We start from the raw sequence: 24,430 nt of genomic DNA on the forward strand, positions 1-24,430 counted from the left end.
GTTCACGTCGTCAGTCGCCGGGGCGGTCGGCCTTGTCCACACCGTCCCAGAGGTTCTGGTGCCAGGGGCGGCCGGTGGTCGCCTTGCCGTCGTGGCGGCCCTTGCCGGCCGACGGGTCGGTCACGGTGTAGCCGGTCTCGCCCGGGAACTGCATGTGCAGGTGCTCACGGGCCAGCCGCTTGATGTACGCGTCGTCCTGGAGCCGCGCCTTCTCGTCGCGCAGCCGCTCGACCTGCACCACCGCGTCGTGCTCCTTGCGGCGCTCCTCGGCGATGTCGCCGCGCTGCGACACGTACTGGCGCATCGGGTACGCGAGGGCCACCACCAGCGAGCACATCACCAGGGCGAGCAGCGCGGCCCGCCCGGTGAGCCGGGAGCGGCGTGCCTGGCGCTTCCTCTGCGACCGGTAGACACGGGCCGCGGTCTGCTCGCCGAGCACCTTGAGCCGGGCCGCGGTGGAGAACCGGTCCCGGTTGCCCTTGGCCATGTCGCCCCGCTCCCCTCACGTACGTACAACGTCCCCGGACACGGTACGGGACCGCGGCCGGGGACGTACGGACGACAGGGCGGTGGGCCCTGGCCGGGGCTACTGGTCCGCGGAGCGGAAGCGCGGGAAGGCGCTGCGGCCCGCGTACACCGCGGCGTCGTCGAGGATCTCCTCGATGCGCAGCAGCTGGTTGTACTTGGCGACGCGCTCGGAGCGGGCCGGGGCGCCGGTCTTGATCTGGCCGCAGTTGGTGGCGACGGCGAGGTCGGCGATGGTGACGTCCTCGGTCTCGCCGGAGCGGTGCGACATCATGCACTTGAAGCCGTTGCGCTGGGCGAGCTCGACGGCGTCGAGGGTCTCGGTCAGCGAGCCGATCTGGTTGACCTTGACCAGCAGGGCGTTGGCCGACTTCTCCTCGATGCCGCGGGCGAGGCGCTCGGGGTTGGTGACGAACAGGTCGTCACCAACGAGCTGGACCCGGTCGCCGAGCTTGGCGGTGATGGTGTTCCAGCCGGCCCAGTCGTCCTCGAAGAGCGGGTCCTCGATGGAGACCAGCGGGTACGCGTCGACGAGCTCCGCGTAGTACTCGGTCATCTCGGCGGCCGTGCGGGACTGGCCCTCGAACTCGTACTTGCCGTCCTTGTAGAACTCGGACGCGGCGACGTCGAGGGCGAGCGCGACGTCCTTGCCCGGGGTGTAACCGGCCTCCTTGATGGCCTCCAGGATCAGGTCCAGGGCGGCGCGGTTGGAGTCCAGGTTCGGGGCGAAGCCGCCCTCGTCGCCGAGGCCGGTGGACAGGCCCTTGCGCTTCAGGACGGCCTTGAGGGTGTGGTAGACCTCGGTGCCCCAGCGCAGCGCCTCGGAGAAGGACTCCGCGCCGATCGGCGCAATCATGAACTCCTGGATGTCGACGTTGGAGTCGGCGTGCGACCCACCGTTGAGGATGTTCATCATCGGGACGGGCAGCAGGTGCGCGTTCGGGCCGCCCAGGTAGCGGAAGAGCGGCAGGTCGCTGGCCTCGGAGGCGGCGTGGGCGACGGCGAGCGAGACGCCGAGGATGGCGTTGGCGCCGAGCGAGCCCTTGTTGTCCGTGGCGTCCAGGTCGAACATCGCCTGGTCGATCAGGCGCTGCTCGGTGGCGTCGTAGCCGACGAGCTCCGGGCCGATCTGCTCGATCACCGCGAGGACGGCCTTCTCGACGCCCTTGCCGTGGTAGCGGTTCGGGTCACCGTCGCGGAGCTCGATGGCCTCGAAGGCGCCGGTGGACGCGCCGGACGGAACGGCGGCACGACCCGTGCTGCCGTCGTCGAGGCCGACCTCGACCTCGACCGTGGGGTTGCCTCGGGAGTCCAGGATTTCCCGGGCTACGACGACGTCGATGGACGGCACGAGCATCTCCTTCTGGGATGTGACGCGGAAACGCCGGGCCGCTTGGTCCGGCACCCCTGAGCCTAACCGGCTCCGGGGCATCCACCAGCCGACCGACCGGCCCGTGGGACGAAACGGGGGGCAAAATGTTCCCGAACGAAACAAAGCCCCGCCCCGTGTGTGGTGCGGGGCGGGGTCCTTGCCCGGGGGTTCGCCCCCCCGGGGCCCCGGTTCAGCTGTCAGCTGAGTGGGGGGCCTGCGGGGCTCTGCGGGGTGCGGTGCGGGGCCCTGCGGGGTGCGGTGCGGATCCGTCTGCGGCCCGGTGGGGGCTGGTCGCGCAGTTCCCCGCGCCCCTTTGGGGGGCCGGGGGTGCGCCTTTGTCTGCCGACCGGCCTTGGCTTGGCGCGCAGTTCCCCGCGCCCCTGGGTACTCGGGGGCGCGGGGAACCGCTCGCTCAGCCACCTACGGGCCGCGGGTCGGGCTAGCTCAGGTGCAGCTGCTGGTTCACGTAGATCAGGTTCGCGTCCTTGACGACGTCCTTGTTCAGCTCGAACAGCTTCTCCCAGCCGCCCTTGACGCCGTGCGCCGAGGCGATGGAGCCCAGGGTGTCCCCAGCCTTCACCTTGTACTCGCCGTCGCCGGTCCTGACCGGCGCCGGACGGGACTCGCCGCGCGAGGCGGGGGCCGACTCGCGCTTCGGGGCGGGCGCCGCCTTGGGCGCGGCCTTCTTCGGCGCGGCCTTCGGCGTGGCCGAGGAGCCGGACGTGTCGACGTCGGCGGCCGACCCACCGGCGGTCAGGTTGCCCGCACCGGCGCAGGACCAGGCACCCGGCCCCTGCATGGCGAGCAGCTTCTCGGCCGTGGCGATCTGCTGGCCCTTGCTGGCCAGGTCGGCGCGGGAGGCGTACTGCGTGCCGCCCGCCGCGACCCAGGAGGACTGCGAGAACTGCAGACCGCCGTAGTAGCCGTTGCCGGTGTTGATGGACCAGTTGCCGCCGGACTCGCACTGGGCGACGGCGTCCCAGGTGGAGACGGAGGCGGCGGAGGCGGAGCCGGCGGCCATCAGCGGGGCGGCGACGGCGGCGCCGGTGACACCGGCCAGCGTGACGACTCGGACGGCCTTGGACGGGCGGCGGTGCTTGCCCTTGCCGGAAAGCAGCATGGAGTTCTCCTCACCGACGCCTGCGAGGTGAGCTGTCGGGTTCGGGCGAGTGAGTGGCCCGGCCGCGCCCAGTGGCGCGTCTTCACCCCAAGCCGTTCCCCGCCGCTTCGTACGTCTCGCCGTATGGCGTACGTCCCTCAACGGCCGGGCCCGGCGCTTACCTTGGGTCCCCCGCTCCTGCCTACGGCGCATCGAGCGTCGACTGTTCCCCGCGACCGGCGGCAGGATTCGGCGTTTCCGGTCGAAGGGGCCCGTGGTGACGAGCGCTTCGACCGTAAACACACCAACCCCTGATGTTCAAAGGGGCACATCAGGGAGAAATCGCCCCTCCCGGCTCTTCCGTAACCGCCGTTTCCGCAGGTCGGGGGCGTAACGCCCGTACCGGACGGACGGGACAGGGCAGTTGACGGAAAGAGACCCTTGTCTCACTTGCACAGAAGTGGACATAGGCCCCTGAACTACCCCTTGGCCGGGGCCGGGTTGTCCGTCTTCGCCGGGTTCAGATCAAGGTTCTGGCCAGGCAGGATGAGGTTCGGGTCGGCGCCGATCGTCTTCTCGTTCGCCTTGTAGAGCGCGGACCAGCCGCCCTCGACCTTGTGCGAGCGCGAGATGTCCCACAGGTTGTCGCCGGGGCGGACGGTGTAGTCGCCCTCGGCGGCCAGCACATCGCCCGACTCGCGTGACGCGGCGTCACCTCGCGAGGCGTGACGCCCCGCTTCATGCGTGTTGTCCGTATTGCCCGGCTCGGTGGTCGCGGGGGTGCCGGTCTCGGCCGGGTCCGGGGTGCCGCGGTGCTTGCCGCCAGAGGCGGAACCGGTGCCCGCGCCGGCGGTCCCGGCCGGGACGCCCGCGTCGGCGGAGCCGGGCCGGCCGCTCGCGCCCGTGGACGGCGCCGAGGACGCCGAGGGCGTCGTGGACCGCTTGGGAGCGGTGGAGGTCGACGGGGACGGCGTGGTGGACGCCGGCGGCTTCTTGGCGGGCGCCGACGGCGTGGCCGTGGTGTCCGGGGTCGCGGCCCCCTCCTCGGAGGGGACGTACGGCGAGGGCGAGGCGCCCGGGTCGACGGCCGGCGCGCCGCCGCCCGCGGTGAGCCCGGAGACCCCCGAGCAGCTGGTGAAGGCCTTCGGGCCCTTCGCCGCGAGCACCTTCTCGGCGACCGCTATCTGCTGCGCCCGGCTGGCCAGGTCGGCCCGCTCGGCGTACGCCGTGCCGCCGTAGTTCTGCCAGGTCTCCTGGGAGAACTGGAGCCCGCCGTACAGTCCGTTGCCGAAGTCGGCGCTCCACGCGCCGCCGCTCTCGCACTCCGCCACGCTGTCCCAGGTGGACGCGGTCGCGGCGCTCGCGCCGCTCGCCGCGAAGAGCGGAAGGGCGAGGGCCGAGCCGGTCACCCCCGCCGCGACGACGAGTGCGGGAGCCTGGCGGGGGCGGCGGTGCCGTCCGTTCCCGGAGCGCATGCTGTGGCCTTCCGTGTGACTACGTCTGTGACTGCCGGGCCGGGCGTTGCGCCTGGTTTGGCGAGTCGAGGGGTGAACGTAGCCGTACTCGAACGCTTGTCACAAGTCGATGCACCCGCGATAACGCCAAAGTCACAGTTTTGACGAACCGTCAGTTCTGGTGGGTGTGAACGCGACCGGAAGGGTGCGCAGTCCGCGCATGATCAGCCCGCCCCGCCAGCGCAAATCGGCAGGATCCGCCGCCAGCCGCAGGTCAGGAAGGCGCCGCAGCAAGGTGGCCAGCGCGGTCCTCGCCTCCAGTCTGGCCAGGGGCGCGCCCAGGCAGTAGTGGATGCCGTGGCCGTAGCCGAGGTGCTGGTTGTCGCGCCGGCCCAGGTCGAGCGTGTCCGGGTCGGGGAAGCGGTCGGGATCGCGGTCGGCGGCGGCGAGGACGACCAGCACCGGGTCGCCCGCGGCGATGTCCTGGCCCCCGATCGTCAGCGGCCGGGTGGCGAAGCGCCAGGTGGCCATCTCCACGGGCCCGTCGTAGCGCAGCAGTTCCTCGATGCCGGTGTCCAGCAGCTCCGACTCCCCGGCCGCGAGCGAGCTCTGCAGCCGTTCGCGCTGCCCGGGATCGCGCAGCAGGGCGTACATCCCGTTGCCGATGAGGTTGACGGTCGTCTCGAACCCGGCGAACAGCAGGATGAAGGCCATCGCCGCGGCCTCGTTCTCGGTGAGGTGCTCGCCGTGGTCGCTGGCGCGGATGAGGCCGGAGATGAGGTCCTCGCCCGGGTCCTCCCTCTTGCGGTGGATGAGTTCGAGGAGGTAGCCGCGCATCTTCTTCACCGAGCGGGCCACGCCCCCGCGCGGGCCCTTGCCGTGCCGGATCATCATCCCGGCCCAGTCCCGGAAGTCGTCCTGGTCCTCGCGCGGTACGCCCAGCAGGTCGCAGATGGCGTAGATGGGCAGCGGGAAGGCGAACTCGTGGATGAGGTCGGCCTCGCCGCCGGCCGCGAACCGGTCGATGAGGGTGTCCGTCAACTCCTGCACGCGGGGCGCGAATTCGGCGACCGTACGGGGAGTGAACGCCTTCGAGACCAGCCGCCGCAGCCGGGTGTGGTCCGGCGGGTCGATGTTGAGCAGATGCGTCATCAGCTCGGCCTTGCGCTCGCCCGGGATGCCCGTTCTGCCCCGGGCGTGCGCGGGCTCGTCGTGGTGCGCCGGGTTCTTGGAGAGCCGCTGGTCGGCGAGGGCCTGCCGGGCGTCCGCGTACCGCGTCACCAGCCATGCCTCGACCCCGCTGGGCAGCGTGGTGCGGTGCACGGGCGCGTGCTCCCGCAGCCAGCCGTAGGCGGGGTAGGGGTCGGTGGCGAACTCCCAGGTGAACATCTCGGGGGCGGGGGGTGCCCCCGGCGGGGGCGGGGCCTGGCCCGCGTCCCGGCCCGGTGGGGTCGAAGGGTGTGTCACCGTCAGTCCGTCTCGGCCGTGCGGATCGCGTCCCGGTACGCGCGCGCCGCCGCCCGCAGGGCCGCCTCCGGGTCCGTGCCGTCGGCCTCCGCCGCCACCGCCAGGGCGAGCAGCCGGTAGCCGATGTCCTCGCCGGTGGGCAGGGGGACCTCAAGGCCCGCCGTGCGGACCCGGGACGCCAGTTTCGCGGCGAGGGCGAGGCCGGGCTGACCGAGGGGGACGCCGTCGGTCACCGAGTCGCGCCCCTTCTCCGCGGCCTTCTGGCGCAGCCAGTGCTCCTTGACCTCCTCGGGCGTCTCCGCGTGCGCGTCGCCGAAGATGTGCGGATGGCGGTGGATCAGCTTCTCCACGATCGTGCCGGCCACGTCGTCGATGGAGAAGGGGTCCGACCCGTCCTCCGCGCGGCCCTCCTCCGCGATGCGCGCGTGGAAGACGACCTGGAGGAGCACGTCCCCCAGCTCCTCGCGCAGCTCGTCGCGGTCGCCCTCCTCCACCGCCTCGACCAGCTCGTACGCCTCTTCAAGGGCGTACTTCGCCAGCCCCTTGTGGGTCTGCTGGGACGACCACGGGCACTCGCGGCGGATACGGTCCATGACCTGCACGAGGTCGAGCAGCCGGGCGCCCGGCAGGTCGTACGAGCCGGGCAGCAGCTCCAGGTCGGGCATCGCGACCCGGCCGGAGCCCGCGAGCCGGGCCAGCCCGTCGGTGAGCCGGCGGTCGCCCTCACCGGAGGGGAGGACGACGACCGTACGGCCCCCGGCGCACGCCTCGACCAGCTCCTGGGCGTCCGGCTGCACGATCTCGGCCTCGACGCCCGCCTCTCGCAGATACGGCAGCTGCGGATGGCCGGGGTCGGCGCAGAGCACCCGGTCGGCGGCGCGCAGCGTCTGCCACGCGGGCCAGGACAGCAGTCCGGGCGCCACCCGGTGGCTGGCGGTGAGCAGGACGACGCGGCCGGGTTCTTCGAGAGTCACCTCTCGAACCTACCCCGGCCGCCCGCCGCGCCCGCCCCGGCCCGTCAGCCGGTGATGGGGCTCTCCTGCTCCGGGGCCTTCTTGGTCACCTGGGCGATCCACGGCGTCTTGGTGTCGGCGAGCTGGATCGCCTTGTCGTCCCAGGTCCCGTACCGCGGGTTCACGTCGATCTCCAGCTTCTTCGACGCCACGGTGAGCGTCTTGGTGACGGAGGCCTGCCCGGTGGGCGTCGAGAGGTCGGCGCCGGTCGCGGCGGCCAGCTTGGTGAGCTGCACCTGCTCGCGCACCGCGTCGTCGATCTGGCCGGGCGCCACCCCGCGCTGCTGGAGGAGCATGGCCGCGAACGCCTGCTCGCCGCCCGCCTGCTGGGCCATCGCGGCCCGGGCCTGCTGGAGCTCCTTGCGGCTGACGCTCACCCCGGCGTCGGCGGCGGCCCGGTCCAGCACCTTGTCGAAGATCAGCCCGTGCAGCTTGGCGCGGCTGAGCTGGCCGGTGTTCTTGATGAGCTGGGCGGACTGCGGCGAGGCCTGCTGCGCCGTACGGACGTCCTTGACCTGGGCCTGGAGCGCGGAGACCGGAATGCGGTCGCCCCCCACGACGGCGGCGGCGCCCGGATGGGCCTCGCTGCCGCAGGCGGTCAGGAGTGGCCCCGCGCCGAGGAGCGCGACACAGAGGGCGAGTGCGGTGCGACGGCGGCGGTGCAAAGGAGCCTCCCGGCGGATCGTGCGACAGTGCAGCGACCAGATGACCTATGACCTTGCGGTGATCGATGTTAGGCAGTCTCAGTGGCGCGGGCCACTGATTCGTCCAACGATTCGGGCGCCGCGCGAGTCTCGGGGCTCAGCATGATCGTCCGGGAGAGGACGAAGGTGACCGGGATCGCCGTCGCCGCGGCGATCAGCGGGGCCCAGGTGCTGCTGAGGCCGAGCAGGTCCACCAGCACGTACATCCCGGCCGTGGTGATGACGAAGTTCGCCGCGTTGGTGAGCGGGAAGAGCAGGAACTTCCGCCAGGTGGGCCGGGTGCGGTAGGTGAAGTACGAGGTGAGGAAGAAGGAGCCCACCATGGCGAGCAGGAACGCCATGACATGGGCGGCCACGTACGGCACCCGCGGCAGGAAGAGCAGGTACAGGCCGTAGTAGGTGCCGGTGTTGACCGCCCCCACCAGGGCGAACCGGACGATCTGGGCGGCGGTTCCCGGGCTCATCGGCGGGCGAACTCCCGGCCGGGACGCGGGTGCGGCAGCCGCCCGTCCGCAGCCGGCGCCCCGGTCGTCCCGTCCGTCCCCGTCGTCACGTCCGCCCCGGTCGTCACATTCGTCGCCTGCACCAGGAAGTGCGGACGGCGCTTGACCTCGTAATAGATACGGCCCACGTATTCACCGACCACGCCCACCATCACCATCTGCACGCCCGCGAGCGCGGTGACGACGACGAGCAGGGTCACATATCCGGGGGTGTCCACGCCGTTCACCATGGCGACACCGACGATCCACGCGGAATACGCCGTGGCGATCCCGAGCAGCAGCATGCCGAGATAGACGGCCGCCCGCAGCGGCTTGTTGTTGAACGAGATCATCCCGTCCAGGCCGTAGTTCAGGAGCTTTCCGAACGTCCACGCGGAGCGCCCCTGTTCCCGTACCGCATTCTCGTAACTGAACGTCGTGGTGCGGAATCCGACCCAGGCGAAGAGCCCCTTGGAGAAGCGGTTGTACTCGGTGAGTTCGAGCACCGCGTCGACCGTCCTGCGCGAGAGCATGCGGAAGTCTCCCACGCCGTCGACCAGTTCCACATCGACCAGGCGGTTGATCAGGCGGTAGTACAGGCGCGCGGTGAGCGTACGGGTCACGCGGTCGCCCTTGCGGGTGCGCTGGGCGATCACCTGGTCGTGGCCCTGGGCGTGCAGGTCGAGCATCCGGCCGATCAGCTCCGGGGGGTGCTGGAGGTCGGCGTCCATGATCACTACGGCGTCCCCGGCGGCGTGCCGCAGCCCGGCGAGCATCGCCGCCTCCTTGCCGAAGTTCCGGCTGAAGGAGACATAACGGGCGCGGGGATCGCGGGCGGCCAACTCCTGGAGCAGCGCGAACGTACGGTCCTTGCTGCCGTCGTCCACATAGAGGAGTTCGAATTCCGCGTCGAGCCGGGAGATTTCCCTGGTCACCTGGTCATGGAAGCGGCCGATGATCTCCTCTTCGTTGAAGCAGGGCACGACAATCGAGATGAGCACGGTTCTCCCCCGTCGATACGGAGTCGTGTGGGCAGTCAACGAAGAACAACCGGGTCAGACGTCCGGGGCGGATTCACCGAATGACGGCGGGGCGTCGATTACGTGAACTGAGCCCCCGGGGCGCTGATTTACCCGCACCGGTCCGGCATATTCGACGGCAGCGAACAGCAGAGGATCTCCTTATGCCGACTCTCGAAGCCGTCCGGCTTCCCCCCGCCGCCCCGGCCGCGCCCGCCGGATCCGGACGCCCGCGCGCACGGGCGTCCGCCCTCGCCGCGCTGCTCACCGTGGTCGCGGTGTGCGCGGCCGACGCCGTCGCCCGGACCTTCCCCTTCGGGCGGCACACCCGCGGCGTCAACGACCTGGGCAACCAGTTCGTCCCGTTCCACGCCCATCTGTGGGACCTGCTGCACGGCCGCGCCCACGGCGGCGCGCTGGTCAACTGGCAGTCCGGGTACGGCACGTCGTTCCTGCCCGACATCGGTACGTATCTGGGCAGCCCGTTCGCGCTGCTGGTCGGGGTGTTCCCGCGCGACCGGATCGACCTCGCGGTGTATGTGATCACGGTCCTGAAGATGGCCGCGGCGGCCGTCGCCATGACCGTCCTGCTGCTCGCCCTGCGCCCGGGCGTCGGCCGGCGCTGGATGGCCGGGGTGCTGGGGGCGGCGTACGCGCTGTGCGGCTGGTCGGTGATCGAGGCGACCTACAACACCATGTGGCTGGACGGTCTGATCGCGTTCCCCCTGCTCTGCCTGGTGGGCGAGTGGGCCCGGAAGCGGACGCGCCCGCTGGCCGGCCCGGTGGTGGTGGCGCTGGCCTGGACGGCGAACTTCTACACCGCGTACATGGCGACGATCGGGGCGGCCCTGGTGCTGCTGCTGCGGTTGTTCCTGGAGGAGACGCCCGAGGGGACGGGGGCACGGGTCCGGGTGTGGGCGCTGGCCCGCGCGGGGTGGACGACGGCGCTGGGCATCGCACTGTCCGCCCCCGTCCTCTTCACGGTCTTCCTCGGGACCAAGCACGCGTATCCGGGCTGGAGCAAGGAGTTCGAACCGGTCCCCTGGAGCGACTTCCTGGCGCGCTGGCTCCCGGCGACGTACAGCTTCTCCAGCCCGGCGCTGTTCCTGGGCACGGGGGCACTGCTGCTCGCGGGCGCGCTGGCGTTCAACCGCTTGGTGCCGGACCGCGAGCGGTACGCGTGGACGGGCCTCGCCCTCCTCGTCGCGCTCTCCTTCCAGTGGAAGCCGACGCATCTGGCCTGGCACGCCTTCCAGACGCCCAACGGCAGCCCGTACCGCCAGACGTTCGTCCTGAGCGGCATCCTGGTCATCGCCGCCTGGATCTGCGTGGCGGACGGCCTGCCGGACCGGCGCGCGCTGCTCGGCGGCGGCGGGGTGCTCGCAGTGATCGGCGTCGGAGCGGCCTTCAGCGAACTGGTCTCGCCCTGGTCCTATCCCTTGTACGCCGGTGGGCTCGCGGCGGTGCTCGGCGCGCTGGTGATCGCCCGCCGGACGCGGGGGCGGCGGGCGTTCGCGCTGGCGGCGGTGGCGCTCCTGGCCGGGGCGCAGACCGCGCAGGCGGCGGTGACGGTGGCGTACGGCGACCGGGAGCGGCTGCACCGGCTCGACAGCTACCCGGCGTGGGGCGCGGCGCACGACGCGCGCGAGGAGGCGGTGTCCGCGGCGGACGGCTGGCCCGCGTACCGCACCGAACCGGGCCGCCGCCAGCTGACGGGCAACGATCCGCTGCTGGTCGGCGGTGAGGGCGCGTCCTACTACAGCAGTCTGACGCCGGACGGCCTGACCAGGACCATGACGGCGCTGGGCGGCGGCTGGACCTCACGCGGCCGGTCCGTGCAGAGCCTGGACAACCCGGTGACGGACGCGGTGTTCGCGGTGGGGGCGCGGGTGCGCGCGGACAAGAGCGGCGCCACGACGGTCACCCGCACCCCGGTGCCGCCGCTGGTGACGGTGCGGGGCGGCGGGAGCCCGGCATACGGCGCCTCGCCCTTCCGGAACCAGGAGTCGCTGCTCGGGGCGCGGGTGTACACGCTGCCGCGTACGGTCGCCGAGGGGTGTGCGGCCGGGCAGGAGGCGTTCCTGTGGGCGCCGGAGTACACGGGGTGGGCGCGGCTGGGCACGGCCGGGAAGTGGACCGAGTTCCGGGGCGGCGCCCCGAAGCGGCGGGCGGCGCTGGCGCCGCTGGGCGTTTCGGCGGGCCCGTCGTCGCGGGTGGAGCTGCGCCCCGCGTACAAGAAGGCGCAGCTGGGCTGTCTGGACCGGGGTGCGCTGACGGCGGCGGTGGAGCGGTTGCGGACGACGGGGGCGAGCGAGGTCGAGGTCACCGACAGCGGGGTACGGGCGGTGCTGCCCGCCGGGGCGAAGGGGACGGCGGTGTTCGCGATGCCGCGCATCGCGGGGTGGAGGTGCGCGGTGAACGGGGCGGGGGCCGGGCCGGCGGGGTCGTATCTGGGCCTGGTGTCGGTGGAGTTGAGGGGGTCGGGGTCCCCCGCGGCCGTCTCCTGCACCTTCCGTCCGCCGGGCCTGAAGGCGGGTTCGGCGGTGGGGGTGGCGGGTCTGGTGGGACTGGCCGGTACGGGGGTGTGGGCGGCGGTACGCAAACGGCGGGCCGGGGCGCCGGTGCGCCCCTGACCCGCCGCGGGTGTACGTCCTACTTCGCCACGACGGCGACCGGGGCGTCCCAGGCGTCCCGGTCGATCGTGAGGGTGACGCCGCCGTACGTCTCCTTCTTGTTGATGGCGTACTGGTGGCCCCGGCGGTGGCCCGCCCACTTGGTCCCGAAGGGGTAGCCCGTGGTGGTCGACTCCACGTCGTCGTAGGCCGCGTACCAGATGGCGTCCGGCATGTCGGTGCCGGGCGTCGAGGCGGCGACGGCGACGGCGCTGGAGGAGGCGAAGCCGTAGAAGCCGGTGCGGTAGCCCTTGGCGTGGGTGGCCTTGTTCCAGGCGCGGGTGTAGGCGAGCACGGTGTCCTTGCAGGAGGTGTTCGTGGTGTCGAAGCCCTCCATGTCGAGGTAGACCGGGCTGCCGAGCCGCATCCCGAGGGCGTTGGCCTTGGCCCCGGCGTCGGCGCCGTCCGTGGCCCCCAGGGAGGCGGCGGTGGAGGCGGTCATCTTCTCCGGGTTGCTGCCGGACTTGCAGGGCGGCTGGGCGCCGACGTACAGGGGGATGAGCTTCCACCCGACGGCGCTGACCGCCTTCACCCAGTCCGGGGTGAGCTGGGGCTGGGCGCACCCGCGGTTCTTGCCCCCGATGTAGACGGCGGCGCCGCCGTACGGGGAGGCGGTCTTCCACGCCTTCATCTGGGCGAGGGTGGGGGCGGTGCAGGTGTCGAAGGCGCGGCCGGTGAAGGTGGCGGGCCGGGAGAGCGAGACGGGGCGGGCGGGGCTGCCGCCGGTGGCGGCGCTCCCGCTGCCGCTCCCGGAGGCAGCCTCAGCGGTGAGCGCACCACCCACGAGGAGGACGGCGCCGCCGAGGGTCATGGCTATGGTGCGGTGTTTTTTGGTGGTGCGGTGCTTGGACAACGGATCCCCGGTTCCTGTCTTGGATACGGCAATGCCCGGGCCCGTGCCGGAAGTTCCGGCTGGGGCCCGGGCATCAGGAGGCTACTGCCTCCGGTTCAGCGTCCGGGACGGGGAGGTCCGGAGCACCCTAGAAGGGCGCCCAATCCGAACCGTCCGCAGGTGCGCTTTGCGCTCGGTTCTCCTCCCGCTTTTCCACCGGCCAGCGTTGGTCGATGACGGCAGCGGCTTCCTTGCAAGCCTGACACGCATTCGCCCATGCCGGAGTCCAGGGGTATGGCGAGGGAGTCACGTCGTCCCGCTGAAGGCCACAGAGGGTCGTGCCGAAGTATCCGTACGCATGGGAGATGTCAGCGTCCAGTCCCTCGACGGTCGCCTTCTCCCAACGCAGGTCGACGGGCAGATAGGGCGGCCTCGACTCCTCCTGCGGGCCGGGCCCGAAGATCGTCACCGCATAGCACCAAGAGCACAACCACTTCTCTTTCTGCTGAGGGCCGGGCCCCGCCGGAAGCTGTCGCATCTGGTGTCCGCATACATCACAGGTCACAGTCGAGTCCTTTCACACAGTCGCTCGGGCCAACCTGCCACAGGCGTCACTGGCAGGAAGATCCTGCCAGCACGCAGGGGCAGCCTTCGGAGTCGGATGGGGTAGCTCACGTTCCGTCCCAGAAACGCATGTTGACTGCGGTACGCCATTCCGTGTATTTGGGCAACTCCTCGACCGTCTGGCCGACCTTGGTCTGCACCATTCCAGGGACACCCTTGACTGTTTCGAAACAACTGGGACACATGCGTGTCTTCGAGGCAATACCGAGAAGGTCATGTGTGCCTTCCTTAAGCGCACCCACGATCGTGGCCTCGGCGTGCCCGTCGCCGAATATGTACCGCGCGCCGTTCAGATTGTTCTTGATCGCGGCAGGCATGTCGGGCAGATGAGTCGCCACCCACTCCTCGGTCTCTTGCGTTTCCCGATTCCAGACCCGGGCCACGGCGACGGTGGCGTTTTCCTTGCCGTATGCATCGTGGAGGGAACCCGCCCTGCCAAGCAGGCCCTTTATATCCTGCGAGGAAACGGTCGGGCAATTGTTGTTGTGAACCAGGACCGGAGTCTCGCCGGCCTCCACGAAGTACGTGTGGAGGTCGCCGATCGTCAGGTCGTACGTGACCGTGTTCGCGTGGAACAGGCGGACGCCCGTGACCTCGGCCGTGCCGGTCGGGGTCTGGAGGACGTCGCCCTCGTGGAGGTCCTTCGCCTCCACGAACGCCGACTGCGTGGCGTCGTAGAACGGGTGGTGGAACGTGGTGGTGAGGTGGTCGCCCTTGGCGGTCACCTCCGCCGCCTGCGCCTTCTGCGGGGTCGCCGTCAGCGCGCCCAGGACCGCCGCCGAGGCCGCGAGGCCCAGCGCCGCCCTGCGGACCGCCTTCTTGACCTTCGCGCCGCGCTTCGTCGCCTTGATCGTGACGTCCACGAAGTCGCGGTCCGTCTTGGTGACGATCACCGCCGTGACCTTGTGCGACTCCGTACCCGAGGTTCCCGGGACGGCGTTGGCGATCGTGTCGCCGACCTTCACCTTGTCGATGGCCTTGGTCGAACCATTGGCCATCAGCACCTTGGTGTTGCCGGTGAAGCTGTGCGGAACGCCGACCTTGCAGCCACCGCCCATCTCGCTGCGCCCGCCGGCCCCTTCGGCCTGACCACGGGCCGCAGCCGCCTCGGTGGCATCCTTCGCCGCCGTCTCCTCCGCAGCCGCGCCCTTGCCGAACAGACCGCCCACGGCCTTCATCGCCTTGGGGGCCGCCTTCGCCAGCAGGGAGCCGCCGATCTTGCCGAGGACTCCGCCCAGCGCGCCGGACGCCGCGCCCTCGATCGCCGAGCCCGCGAACGCGCCGACGCTGCATTCGTCGCCGCCCTTCTGGGCGCAGGCGAAGCCCTGGGTGACCAGGGAACCGACCGCTCCGGCGACCGCCGCGCAGCCGATGGAGCCGACGCCCGCGGTGACCGCCTCGCAGCCCATGAACACGGCCGTGGAGACCACGAACGAGGTGATCGCCGCGGCGTGGTGCTTCACGAACGTGGCCGTGGTCTTCGCCGCCTGCACGGTGGCGTGGTAGGCCGTACGGGCCGCCTTGGCGACCGTGTGGACCGCTGCCTTGGCCACCTTCTTCGCGGCGTGGACCACGCGCTTCACCGTCTTGGTGACCTTGTGGTACGCGGTGTGCACCGCATGCACCGCCGCGTGATAGACGCGCCTCACCTTCCGTACCGCGTAGTGGTAGACGCGGCGCACCACCCGCACCGTGGCGCGGTAGACGTCACGGACCCGGTGGACGACCTTCTTCGCCACGTGCTTGGCGACCTGGACGACCTCGTGCACCACCTGGACGGCGGCGTGGTAGATCGGCGCCGCGACCTGGTGCACCACCGCGGCGGCCTTGTGGACCACCTTCTTGGCGCCGCAGACCACGTCGTACCAGGAGCAGTTGCCGGACTGGTCCGTGCCCGCGAGCGGGTTGTCGTTGACGTACGCGAACGGGTTCGCGGACACCGAGTTCGGGACCGGGTTCAGCGAGATGGAGTCCTTGTTGCGGAACTGGCCGGTCGCCGGGTTGTACCAGCGTGAGGCCGTGCCCACATCACCCGAGCCGGGCTCGGTCCAGCCGGACTGGAAGCCCAGGTGGCCCAGGACGGTGTTGGTGCCGACCGCCTTGCCCAGCGGGTCGTAACCCGCCGAGCCGGACAGCGCGCTCGCGCCGGCCGTGAAGGTGCCGATGACGTCGTCGTGCTGGTCGGTGAGGGCCAGCGCGCTGCCGGAGGAGCCGTTGCCGACGCCGACCAGCGAGCCCGACGGGTCGTAGGTGTAGGTGTAGTTGCCGTCGGAGGCGATGGTGTTGCTCGCGCCCGAGTACTGGAAGGTGCGGCTGCCCTGGGTCGCGGTGTCGGTGTCGGTGATGTTCCGCCCGGCCGCGTCCAGGTTGTACGCGTGGGTGCCCGCGGTGATCTGGGCGCCGAACGCGTCGGTGGTGAAGGCGACGGAGCCGTCCGACCCGGCCTGCTGGGTCATCGTGCCGCGCGCGGAGTAGGTGTAGCTGTGGTTGCCGTCACTGGTGAGCTGGTCGCGGGCGTCGTAGGTGTAGACGTCCGCGCCGACCCGGGTGCGGTTGCCGGAGGCGTCGTAGCCGTAGTTGGTCGTCGTGGAGCCGTTGTTCCACGAGGTGAGGCGGTTGGCCCAGTCGTAGGTGTAGGTGTGGCTCGCCGCGCCCGGCACCCCGGTCGTCGTCTTCGACGTCAGGTTGCCGTTCTTGTCGTAGCCGTACCCGAGGGAGGCGAGGCCGGTGGCGCCCTGCATCAGGGTGTCGCCGGTCAGGCGGTGGGAGGTGTCGTAGGTGAAGGTGCGGGTCTGGCCGGTGGCGCCGTACTTGATCTGGGTGAGCTCGTTGAGCTTGCCGTAGGAGTACGTCAGCCGGTTGTTCGTCGCCGCGTCGTCCAGGGTGGACAGCCGGCCGGCGGTGTCGTAGCCGTACGTCGTCGTGCCGGCCGCGTCGGTGCGGGTCAGCGGCGCCGAGTCGGCGTTGTAGGTGAAGCTGGAGGAGCCGGCCGAGCCGGACGCGGAGAGCAGGTCGCCGCGGTCGTCGTAGCCGAACGCCTCGTGGGTGGCCGACTGGTGGTCGGCGTTGCCGGTGATGCCCGCCTCGGCGGTGTCGGCCGAGGAGACCCGGCCCGCCTTGTCGTAGCTGAAGGAGCGGGTGGCGGTCGCCGCGTCCGCGCCCTGGCCGTCCATGGTCAGGACCTGGTCGTTCTTGTCGTACGTCAGGGACGTCGAGGTACCACCGGGCTTGACCGCCTTCACCATCCGGCCGTCGGCGTCATAGCTGAAGGTGGTGGTGGTGTCCGCCGCCGAGGTGTACTGCGCGGTGGACGGCTCGATCACCTTCTCCTGCTGGCCCCACGGGGTGTAGGTGTAGCGCCAGGAGTTGCCCCGCCCGTCGGTGAACCGGGTGCGGTGGCCCGCCTGGTCGTAGCCGAAGCTGGTGGTGATGGACTCGGTGGCGGAGACCGGCTGGATCTCCTGGGTGACCGTGCCCGCCGCGTCGTAGGTGAAGCGGGAGGTGTGGCCGAGGGCGTCGGTCGTGGTGACCGCGTTGCCCACCGCGTCGTAGCCGATGGAGGACTGGGCGAGCAGCGTGTCCGAGGCGTCGTACTGCTTGTTGTACGTCGCCTGACCGGCCGCGTTGTAGTCGGTCTGGGTCCAGGTGTTGTCCGGCAGGATCGTCTTCTGGGGGTTGCCCTGGAAGTCGTAGGTGTACCGGGTGGTGTTGCCCGCCGCGTCCGTGACGGACGTGGTCTCGCCCGCCCGGTCGTAGCCGTACGAGGTGGTCACCCCGCCCGGCGTCGTGGTGGACGACAGGTGCGTGCCGTAGGGGTTGCCCGAGGTCACCGCGTAGGAGTTGGTGCTGGTCAGCGTCCGGGTGGACGGGAACCGCTCCATCGTGGTGGAGGTGAGCTGACGGCCCAGGTAGTCATAGGTCGCCTGGGTGGTGGCCCCGGTGCCGTCGGTCACCGAGAGCGGCTCGCCGGCGTTGTCGTACGTGGTGTGCACGGTGGCGCCGTCGGGCCTGGTCACCTGGGCGACCCGGCCGAGCTGGTCGTAGAGGTAGCCGGTGGTGCGTCCGCCCGGGGTGGTCGACGACGTCTGGTTGCCCTCGCTGTCGTAGGTCCAGGTGGCGGGCGCGGTGACCGACGCGGAACCGTCGGCCGGGGTGTACTGCGGCAGGGTCTGGGAGACCTTGTTGCCGTTGGCGTCGTAGGCCGTGGTGGTCACGTCGCCGTTGGGGCCCTGCTCCTCGACGGCCTCACCGAAGGTGTTGAAGCCGCTGGTGGTGACGGGCCGTACGGTCAGCGGGTTGGTGCCGTCGCTCTCCGCCTGGACGGCCGGGGCGGTGGTGACCGCCAGGTTCCCGGCCTCGTCGTAGGCATAGGTGGTGGTGTTCTGGTTGGCGTCCGTCATGGACGTGCGCAGACCGCGCTTGTCGTACGTGTACGTGGTCTTCTGCTCGTCCGAGGAGGCGGCCGTACCGCCGGCGCGCCCCTTGCCGTAGAGCGAGGTGACGTCGGTCGAGGTGAACGCGCGCTGGTAGACCTGCACGTTCGCCACCCCGCCGGGCAGCGCGTCGACCACGGAGCCGCCGTACTTGGCGGCGCCGATCATCAGCGGACCGTGCGCGCTCCAGGGAGCGCTGTTGGTGGCGCTGCCCGACAGCGTGCCGTTGACGTACACCTGCACCGCGCCGTTGGTGGCGTTGTACACACCCACCACGTGCGTCCAGGCGCCCGCGACGGGCTTCGCCGTGGAGTAGGCGGCCGGGAAGGTGGGCGACGCCGCGTCCGAGCTGGTCTGCTCCATGGACCACAGCGGCGCACCGGTGTGGGCGTAGTTGTACTGGAGCATGAACGCGCTGTTGGTGGTGCCGGCCTGGGCCACGACGGTGGCGTTGTGGGTCGGCAGGGACGCCATGTTCACCCACGCGGAGACCGTGTAGGAGGCGGCGGTGTCGAGCACCGGGCCGTTGGTGGCGATCTGCTGGCCCGCGGTGCCCGCGAAGGTGGCCGAGGAGTCGTTCCAGGTCACGCCGGTGGCGGCGGCGGTGTTGCCGGAGCCGGAGGCGTCGGTGACGGTCGAGCCGGAGGTCTGGTCGAGCTTCCACCAGCCGCTCGGGTGCCCGGCGGCGTCACCGTAGAGCGTCTCGGCGATCTTGTTGCCCATCGGGTCGTACGCGTTGGTGACCGTCCGGTCCCAGCCCGAGGAGTCGTGGTCGTTCTCGGTGGCGATCTCGTCGTCCGGCGTGTACGACACGCTGGTCACCCGGGCGACCCCGCCCGGGTCGACGGTGGTGGAGGTGGCACGGGAGGCCGCGTCGACCGTGTGGGTGGTGACGGTCTCGCCGTTGTCGGTGGTGCTGGAGAGCAGGTTGCCGGCCGCGTCGTAGGAGTTGGACTCCAGGACGGTCGAGCTGGTGCCGTCGGCGCTCTTCTTGGTGACCGTCGACGTCAGACCGTTGTCGGTGTAGGTGTACGAGGTCGTCGAGCCCATGGCGTCGGTGACCGACGCGAGACGGCCCGAGGGGTCGTAGGCCCGGGAGGACTCGGTCAGCAGCGACGGCGACTGCGGGTTCACCGGGTCGCCGGCGTACATGACGCCCTGGGTCAGCAGCTGGCCGTTGTCGTCGTAGGTGTAGCGGATCTCGGTCCCGGAGGAGGAGACCTCCTTGGTCTTGTTGCCCTGGCTGTCGTAGGTGTAGGTGACCGTGTTGCCGTTGGCCGCGCCCGCGCTCGCGTTCGCGTCCTTCTTGGTGGCGACGTGGTCGTACGCGTCGTACGTCTGCGTCTCGGTGCGGGTGTAGTCGCCGCCGCTGCCGTCCGCCACCGACTGCGAGGTGATGTTGCCGTCGACGTCGAAGACGGTGGTGGAGACCGCCGCGTGGACCGCGCCGGTGACCCGGTCGGTGAGCTGCGGGTCCTTCTCCTGCACGACCTGGCCGTCCGCGTCGTACGTGTACGTCGTGGTGAGCCCGGCCGGGTAGGTGTCGGAGACGACCTTCTTGCTGAGGACCTGGCCGACACCGTCATAGGTGTACGAGGTGACCAGACCGCCGGCGTCCGTGGTCGAGGCCACGTCACCGCTCTTGAAGTACGAGACGGAGTTGACCGCCCCGCCGGGGCTGATGGTCTTCACCGGCAGGCCCTTGGGGACGCTGCCGCCGTCGGCCGCCGGGTAGGTGGCGGTGCCGTCGCTGAAGACGGTCGTGGTGGTGCGCCCGTTGGGGAACCCGGCCACGGCCGGACCGGTGATGGTGGTCTGGTTGCCCGCGCTGTCGTAGCCGAAGGACGTCAGATAGGTGTTGTCCGTCTCGGAGGCCGAACGGCCGTCGCGCCGGGTGAGCAGGATGTCGTTGCGCGGGTCGGCGGTGGTGAGCTGCGCGGTGGTGTCGTCCGGGAAGTAGCTGAAGTACTCCGTGGAACAGGCGTTGGCCGCCTGGTTCTGGCAGGAGGTCGTGGAGACCGTGTTGCCGCGGACGTCGTGGCCGGTGACCGTCATCGCCCCGTTGGGGTTGGTGACGGTGTGCTCGAAGCCTCCCGTGTCGTAGCCGAAGCTGGTGGTGTTGCCGAGGCCGTCGGTCTCGGTCAGCGTCCGGTTGTTGTGGGTGACGTCGTACTGGTACGTCAGGGTGGCGTTCGCCGGGGAGGTGACCTTCACCGTGGAGACCGGCAGCAGGCCCGTGGAGTTCTTCGCGGCCTGGAAGTGCGCCGCGGCGTCCTGGGCGGTCAGCGCCGTACGGTAGGTGGCGACCTCCGCCAGCGAGCCGTTGAAGTACACGGTCGCCGGGTAGGGCAGACCGGCCCAGCCGGAGCCGGTGGTGGCCGCGCCGATGTAGTCGGTGGTGCGCCCGCCGGTGGTCAGGGCCGCCGTGCCGGTCCTGGTGGCGGCCTGGCTGCCGTCCAGGTACAGCGTCTGGCCGCTGCCGGTGGCGGAGAGCAGCACATGGTGCCACTTGCCGTCGGTCACCGTGCCGGTGGTGCCCATCTGCACGGAGCCGGAGGTGGTGTAGAAGCCGCCGTAGAGCTTGTTGTCGGTGCCGATCCACAGCTGCGGGGTGGTCGAGCTGACCGTGCCGCCGATCGGCGCGCTCTGCGCGTTCATCAGGATCGCGCCGCCGTGCGTGGTGGAGAACCACAGCTCGGCGGAGGCGGAGGTGCTGCCCGTCAGGACGTCCGGCACCTTCACGAAGGAGCTGGTGCCGTTGAAGGCGGCCGTCTTCTGGTCGCCGAAGGGCCCCGCGGCCCCGAGCGTCACATTGCTGTACGTGCCGTCGCCGCCGCGCGTCTCGTCGACCGCGGCGGACGCGCCCGCCGCCTCACCGAGGCGGAAGTAGGTCGCGGGGGCGCCGCCGAGGACCGCGCCCCGGTAGGTCTGGCTGGAGCCGGTGACCGTGGGCGCGCCGATCTTCCAGACGCCGCCGTTCTCGTCGGTGAGCTGGGTGAGCGCCGCGGTGCCCGGGTCGTAGGTCATCGCCGCGTACGTCTTGCCGGACGGGCGGGTGACGGACGACAGCAGGCTGGAGGCGTGCGTGCCGTAGTTGTAGAGCGCGCTGACGTCGGCGGCGACCAGCGGGCGGTCGTACCACGCGGCGCCCGCGATGGAGCCGTTGAAGTAGGTGGCGTAGCCGGTCTTGCTGGTGCTGCTCTGGTGCGGCTGGTCGGGCCAGTTGCCGCCGAGGAAGCCGGTGCCGAGGTAGTTGAACGGCTGGTTCTTGCCGAAGGCGGTGCCGCTCTTGATGGAGACGGTGCCCGAGAGCGAGCCGACCTTGGCGTTGTCGAGGAAGAGCGACTGGGAGTTGCCGGCGGCCGAGAGCACCACGTGGTGCCACTTGCCGTCGGTGACCGAGGCGGAGGTGGTGAGCGGGGCGATGCCGCCGCTGTACCAGAACTCGGCGTTCAGCTTGCCGTCGCTGCCGACGTAGATCGACGGGGTGTAGTAGCCCGCCGCGTTGCCCGCGTCGATGGGCTGCGAGGCGTACGAGTACAGGACGCCGGGACCCGCCGAGGTCTTGAACCAGAGCGACAGGGCGCCCGAGTCGGTGTTGTTGCCGGTGTCGTTGGGCAGCGCCACGGCGGAGGTGGTGCCGTTGAAGCCGGCGGCGGTGCCACCGTTCGGCGGGCCCGCCTGGCCGAGCGTGACGTTCTTGTACGTGGCGTCGAGGGTGTGCTCGTTGCCGAGGACCGCGTCCTTGGCGACGGTGCCCGAGGCCTCGCCGAGCGGCCACATGGCGCGCGGGTCGAGGTCGAGCGACGCGTTCTGGTACTGCGAGCCCGCGGTGTAGGTGTACTTGGTGCAGGCGGTGGTGGTGGACGGCGGGCAGACCGAGACGAGCTGGTCGCCGGTGTAGCCGTAGGTCCAGGTCAGCGCGGTGGACGGGGTGCCGGCCACGACCGGGTCGGTGACCACGGTCGCCACATGGGCCGCGGTGGCGCCGGCCGGCGTCGACCAGGTGACGTTCAGGGCGCGCCCGGAGACGGCCGAGGTCATCTTGGTGACGTGGCCGCCGGACCAGGTGAAGGTCAGGGCGCGGCCGTTGGCGTCGGTCACCGAGGTGATGCCGTAGCCGCCGGAGCCGAGCGCCTGGGTGAAGGTGTAGACGGTGTCGTCCTTGTCGGTCAGCGAGTAGCCGCCGGTGACCGACTTGAAGGTGGAGTAGCGCCCGGAGCCGGAGGAGAAGGTGCCGTCGCCGTTCTTGCCGTACCCGACCTGCGAGCCGTTGGGGTAGGAGACGACCGCGCCGGTGACGGAGCCCGCGGTGTTGTACTGCTCGGTGGCGCGGGTGTCGAAGATCGCCGACCAGCCGGCGCCGAAGGAGCCGGTCCAGCGCGGGTCGCGGGAGTTGTAGTCGCGCACCACGTCGAGGCTGGGGCCGACGGTCGAGATCGAGGCGTCGGTGTCGGTGGTGGTGTAGTTGCCGCTGGAGGCGTCGAAGCCGTGGTCACCGCTGTTCTGCGACAGGCCCGAGGTGATCACCGGCTGGGGCACCTGGATCTGGAGCGCGTACCAGTCGGCGGCCGGGGTGTAGAGCGAGCCGTCGTAGCCCTGGACCGTCCAGTAGTAGGTCTGGCCCCACTTGAGCTTGCCCGCCGGGACCGTCCAGTCGCCGGTGGCGATCAGGCCCGAGTCGGCGATCTTGGTGTTGGTGTTGTCGTAGACCTGGAAGTCGTACTGGGGGGTGGTGGTGACGTCGTCACCGGCCCAGGCGGTCAGCTCGGGCGTGGTGGTGTTCGCGACGGCGTTGTTGTTCGGGTACTGCTGGTAGATCTGCGGGGCCGCGTTGCCGGTGTAGGTGACCGACATGTACGGGCCGAGCGCCGGGTCGTTGAACGAGCCGAACTGCTTCCAGTGCAGACCGTCGTTGGTGGCCGCGTAGACGGCGAGGCCGTTGTCGGCGGTGGTGCCGTTGAACCAGCCCTGGAGGGCGCTGGTGCTCAGCGGTACGTCCACCCAGTCGCCCACGGTCCGGTCGGCGCCGGTGTTGGCGCAGGCCTTGGGCACGCTCGGGGTGGCGTTGCCGATGGAGGAGCCGTAGGACGGGCCGGGGTAGCCGGTGACCGTCTCGGGCTTCCAGGCCTGGGTGACCAGGGCGACGTCGAAGCGCTCCGGGGTGCAGGTGGAGGCCCAGGTGTCGAAGAGGTGCAGGGTCGCCGAGGTGACCGTGGCCTTGGTGCCGTCCCAGGTGTTGTACCAGTGGTTGACGTAGGCGGTCGCCGAGTGCGGGCCGGAGTCGTAGGAGCCGACCTTGACGGTCTGCTCGGAGGAGTGGTCACCGGGGGCGCCGGACTCGGCGTAGGTGGTGGTCCAGCCGTCCGTGACGGTCGGGTCGACGGTGACCGGGAAGACGCGGGCGCTGTCGTGCAGCCAGCGCGGGTCCAGCGTGACCTTCAGAGCGGTCTTCGCGCCCTGACGGACCAGCTGGTAGGTCACGGAGTGGGTGGTGGCCGGGTCACCGGAGCGCGGGTCGACCTTCGCGTCGTAGGCGTACGCGGAGGGGATGCGCTCGACGGCCTTGCCGGCGGTGTCCACCAGGTCGATGGAGCCGTCCCGGGCCTGGCGGGCGGTCAGGCCCTTGAGGTCCAGGGGGAAGGTCCAGACGTTGCCGGCCTGCGCGGAGTGCAGGACGATCGCTTCCTTGAACCCGGTCGCGGTGGGCGCGAGCTCCAGGTCGGTGCCGGGGAGCACACCGGCGTAGGTGACGCGGGAGCCGTGCGCGGTGCCGGTGACGGGGGCCGCGCCCTGGAGGCCGTAGCTGAGGGCGTGCGAGCCGTCGGTGGCGAAGGAGGCGAGGGCGGAGTCCGCGGCCTTGGCGGCGAAGTCGACGTCGAGGGAGTTCGCCTTCTCGTGCCAGCGCTGGTCCGGTCCGGCTCGCACGTCGACGTCGATGGGCTGCCATCTGCCCTCGTCGTCCTTGTAGTTCACCGGCGTCATGGCGAGCTGCCGGGTCAGGGTGCCGTCCGCGTTGTCGAAGACGGTGGCGGTACGGGTGGACTTGACCGGATTGCGGCGGCTCGTCTTGGAGTTGAAGCCCTGCGCCGAGCGGCTCTTGCCGCCCTTGGTGGCCTTCGCGTACGGGTGGTACGCGTCGAGCTCCCCGTGGCCCTTGCCCGGCTTGTGCCCCTTGCCCTTGTTCGCCTTGGTGGCGGCGGCGTCGGTGTGGTGGCCGTGGCCGGCGGCGGTGCCGCCCTGCTGCTTGGGGAGGGAACCCCAGTGCGGGTCCTTGAACCAGGCGGTGACGGAGCTCAGACTGGGCAGCGATATCCGGCCCAGATGGGCGTCGTCGGCCATGGCCTGCTGGGTGGTCAGCATCAGCGCGAGGCTGGTGAGCAGCAGCAGTGCCACACGTCTGTGACGGCGGCGGTAGAGCGAGGGCCGCCGTATGGAACGGCGGAACGGGCGCGGGCGCACGAGGCGACTCCTCAGACAGGGGATCAGGGCGAACAGGGCACAACAAGGCCCTGAAGACAGAAACGCGCCGATCTTGTCCGTAAAGAGCACCTAAATGACAGTCAGCAGACTCCTTCTTGGCAGCCGCATGGGCAACCCATTGCCCATGCGGAAGGAGTTGTTCCGTCTGTCCGGTTCGACCTTTCCCGTACTTTTGCCAGAAGAAGGACAGCCCCATGCCTGGAGTGGGTAACGGGGGGCGAAGGTCAAGCGCGGTTGAACCTGGGCCCCAC

Annotated in this window: 12 protein-coding genes and 1 riboswitch; of the genes, 1 reads left to right on the forward strand and 11 read right to left on the reverse strand. The window is 70.8% G+C overall.

What is annotated here, in order from left to right:
* Nucleotides 1–10 precede the first annotated feature (10 nt).
* The 9 genes from ACZ5ID_RS21465 to ACZ5ID_RS21505 form a co-directional block, all read right to left on the reverse strand.
* Entirely contained in the window at nt 11–487 is a 477-nt protein-coding gene (locus tag ACZ5ID_RS21465; protein ID WP_468900209.1) for an FtsB family cell division protein, read from the reverse strand.
* A gap of 99 nt (nt 488–586) precedes the next feature.
* Nucleotides 587–1,876, reverse strand: a complete 1,290-nt coding sequence (gene eno, locus ACZ5ID_RS21470; protein ID WP_468900212.1) for a phosphopyruvate hydratase — start codon at nt 1,874–1,876, stop codon at nt 587–589.
* Between the two features lie 460 nt (nt 1,877–2,336).
* The gene (locus ACZ5ID_RS21475; protein WP_468900215.1) at nt 2,337–3,017 is read right to left on the reverse strand and encodes a transglycosylase family protein; all 681 of its coding nucleotides are present in this window, start codon (nt 3,015–3,017) and stop codon (nt 2,337–2,339) included.
* Between the two features lie 2 nt (nt 3,018–3,019).
* Nucleotides 3,020–3,156, reverse strand: a riboswitch (cyclic di-AMP (ydaO/yuaA leader).
* 319 nt (nt 3,157–3,475) lie between these two features.
* A complete protein-coding gene (locus ACZ5ID_RS21480) occupies nt 3,476–4,471 on the reverse strand; it encodes a transglycosylase family protein (protein ID WP_468900218.1) in 996 nt (331 codons plus the stop codon).
* Between the two features lie 132 nt (nt 4,472–4,603).
* Nucleotides 4,604–5,839, reverse strand: a complete 1,236-nt coding sequence (locus ACZ5ID_RS21485) for a cytochrome P450 family protein (RefSeq protein ID WP_468900556.1) — start codon at nt 5,837–5,839, stop codon at nt 4,604–4,606.
* An 80-nt stretch (nt 5,840–5,919) separates the two neighbouring features.
* Nucleotides 5,920–6,891 (reverse strand): nucleoside triphosphate pyrophosphohydrolase, encoded by a 972-nt coding sequence (locus tag ACZ5ID_RS21490; protein ID WP_468900221.1) that lies wholly within the window; start codon nt 6,889–6,891, stop codon nt 5,920–5,922.
* A 44-nt stretch (nt 6,892–6,935) separates the two neighbouring features.
* Nucleotides 6,936–7,595: a SurA N-terminal domain-containing protein gene (locus ACZ5ID_RS21495; protein WP_468900224.1), complete on the reverse strand. Its 660-nt coding sequence runs from the start codon at nt 7,593–7,595 to the stop codon at nt 6,936–6,938.
* Nucleotides 7,596–7,663: 68 nt separating this feature from the next.
* The gene (locus tag ACZ5ID_RS21500; protein ID WP_468900227.1) at nt 7,664–8,098 is read right to left on the reverse strand and encodes a GtrA family protein; all 435 of its coding nucleotides are present in this window, start codon (nt 8,096–8,098) and stop codon (nt 7,664–7,666) included.
* Nucleotides 8,095–9,117 carry a glycosyltransferase family 2 protein gene (locus ACZ5ID_RS21505; protein WP_468900230.1) on the reverse strand — a complete coding sequence of 341 codons (1,023 nt, stop codon included), beginning with the start codon at nt 9,115–9,117 and terminating at the stop codon, nt 8,095–8,097. Before ACZ5ID_RS21505 ends, ACZ5ID_RS21500 begins: the two co-directional genes overlap by 4 nt.
* 182 nt (nt 9,118–9,299) lie before the next feature.
* On the opposite strand from ACZ5ID_RS21505, the gene ACZ5ID_RS21510 reads away from it, so the two are divergent.
* Nucleotides 9,300–11,768, forward strand: coding sequence for a YfhO family protein (locus ACZ5ID_RS21510; protein WP_468900233.1), 2,469 nt, complete (start codon nt 9,300–9,302; stop codon nt 11,766–11,768).
* Nucleotides 11,769–11,787: 19 nt separating this feature from the next.
* On the opposite strand, the gene ACZ5ID_RS21515 is transcribed toward ACZ5ID_RS21510, so the two are convergent.
* Nucleotides 11,788–12,660, reverse strand: coding sequence for a glycoside hydrolase domain-containing protein (locus tag ACZ5ID_RS21515; RefSeq protein WP_468900236.1), 873 nt, complete (start codon nt 12,658–12,660; stop codon nt 11,788–11,790).
* Nucleotides 12,661–13,310: 650 nt separating this feature from the next.
* The gene (locus tag ACZ5ID_RS21520; RefSeq protein WP_468900239.1) at nt 13,311–24,158 is read right to left on the reverse strand and encodes a LamG-like jellyroll fold domain-containing protein; all 10,848 of its coding nucleotides are present in this window, start codon (nt 24,156–24,158) and stop codon (nt 13,311–13,313) included.
* Between the last annotated feature and the right edge of the window lie 272 nt (nt 24,159–24,430).

This window comes from Streptomyces sp. NPDC031670 (genome assembly GCF_055580545.1).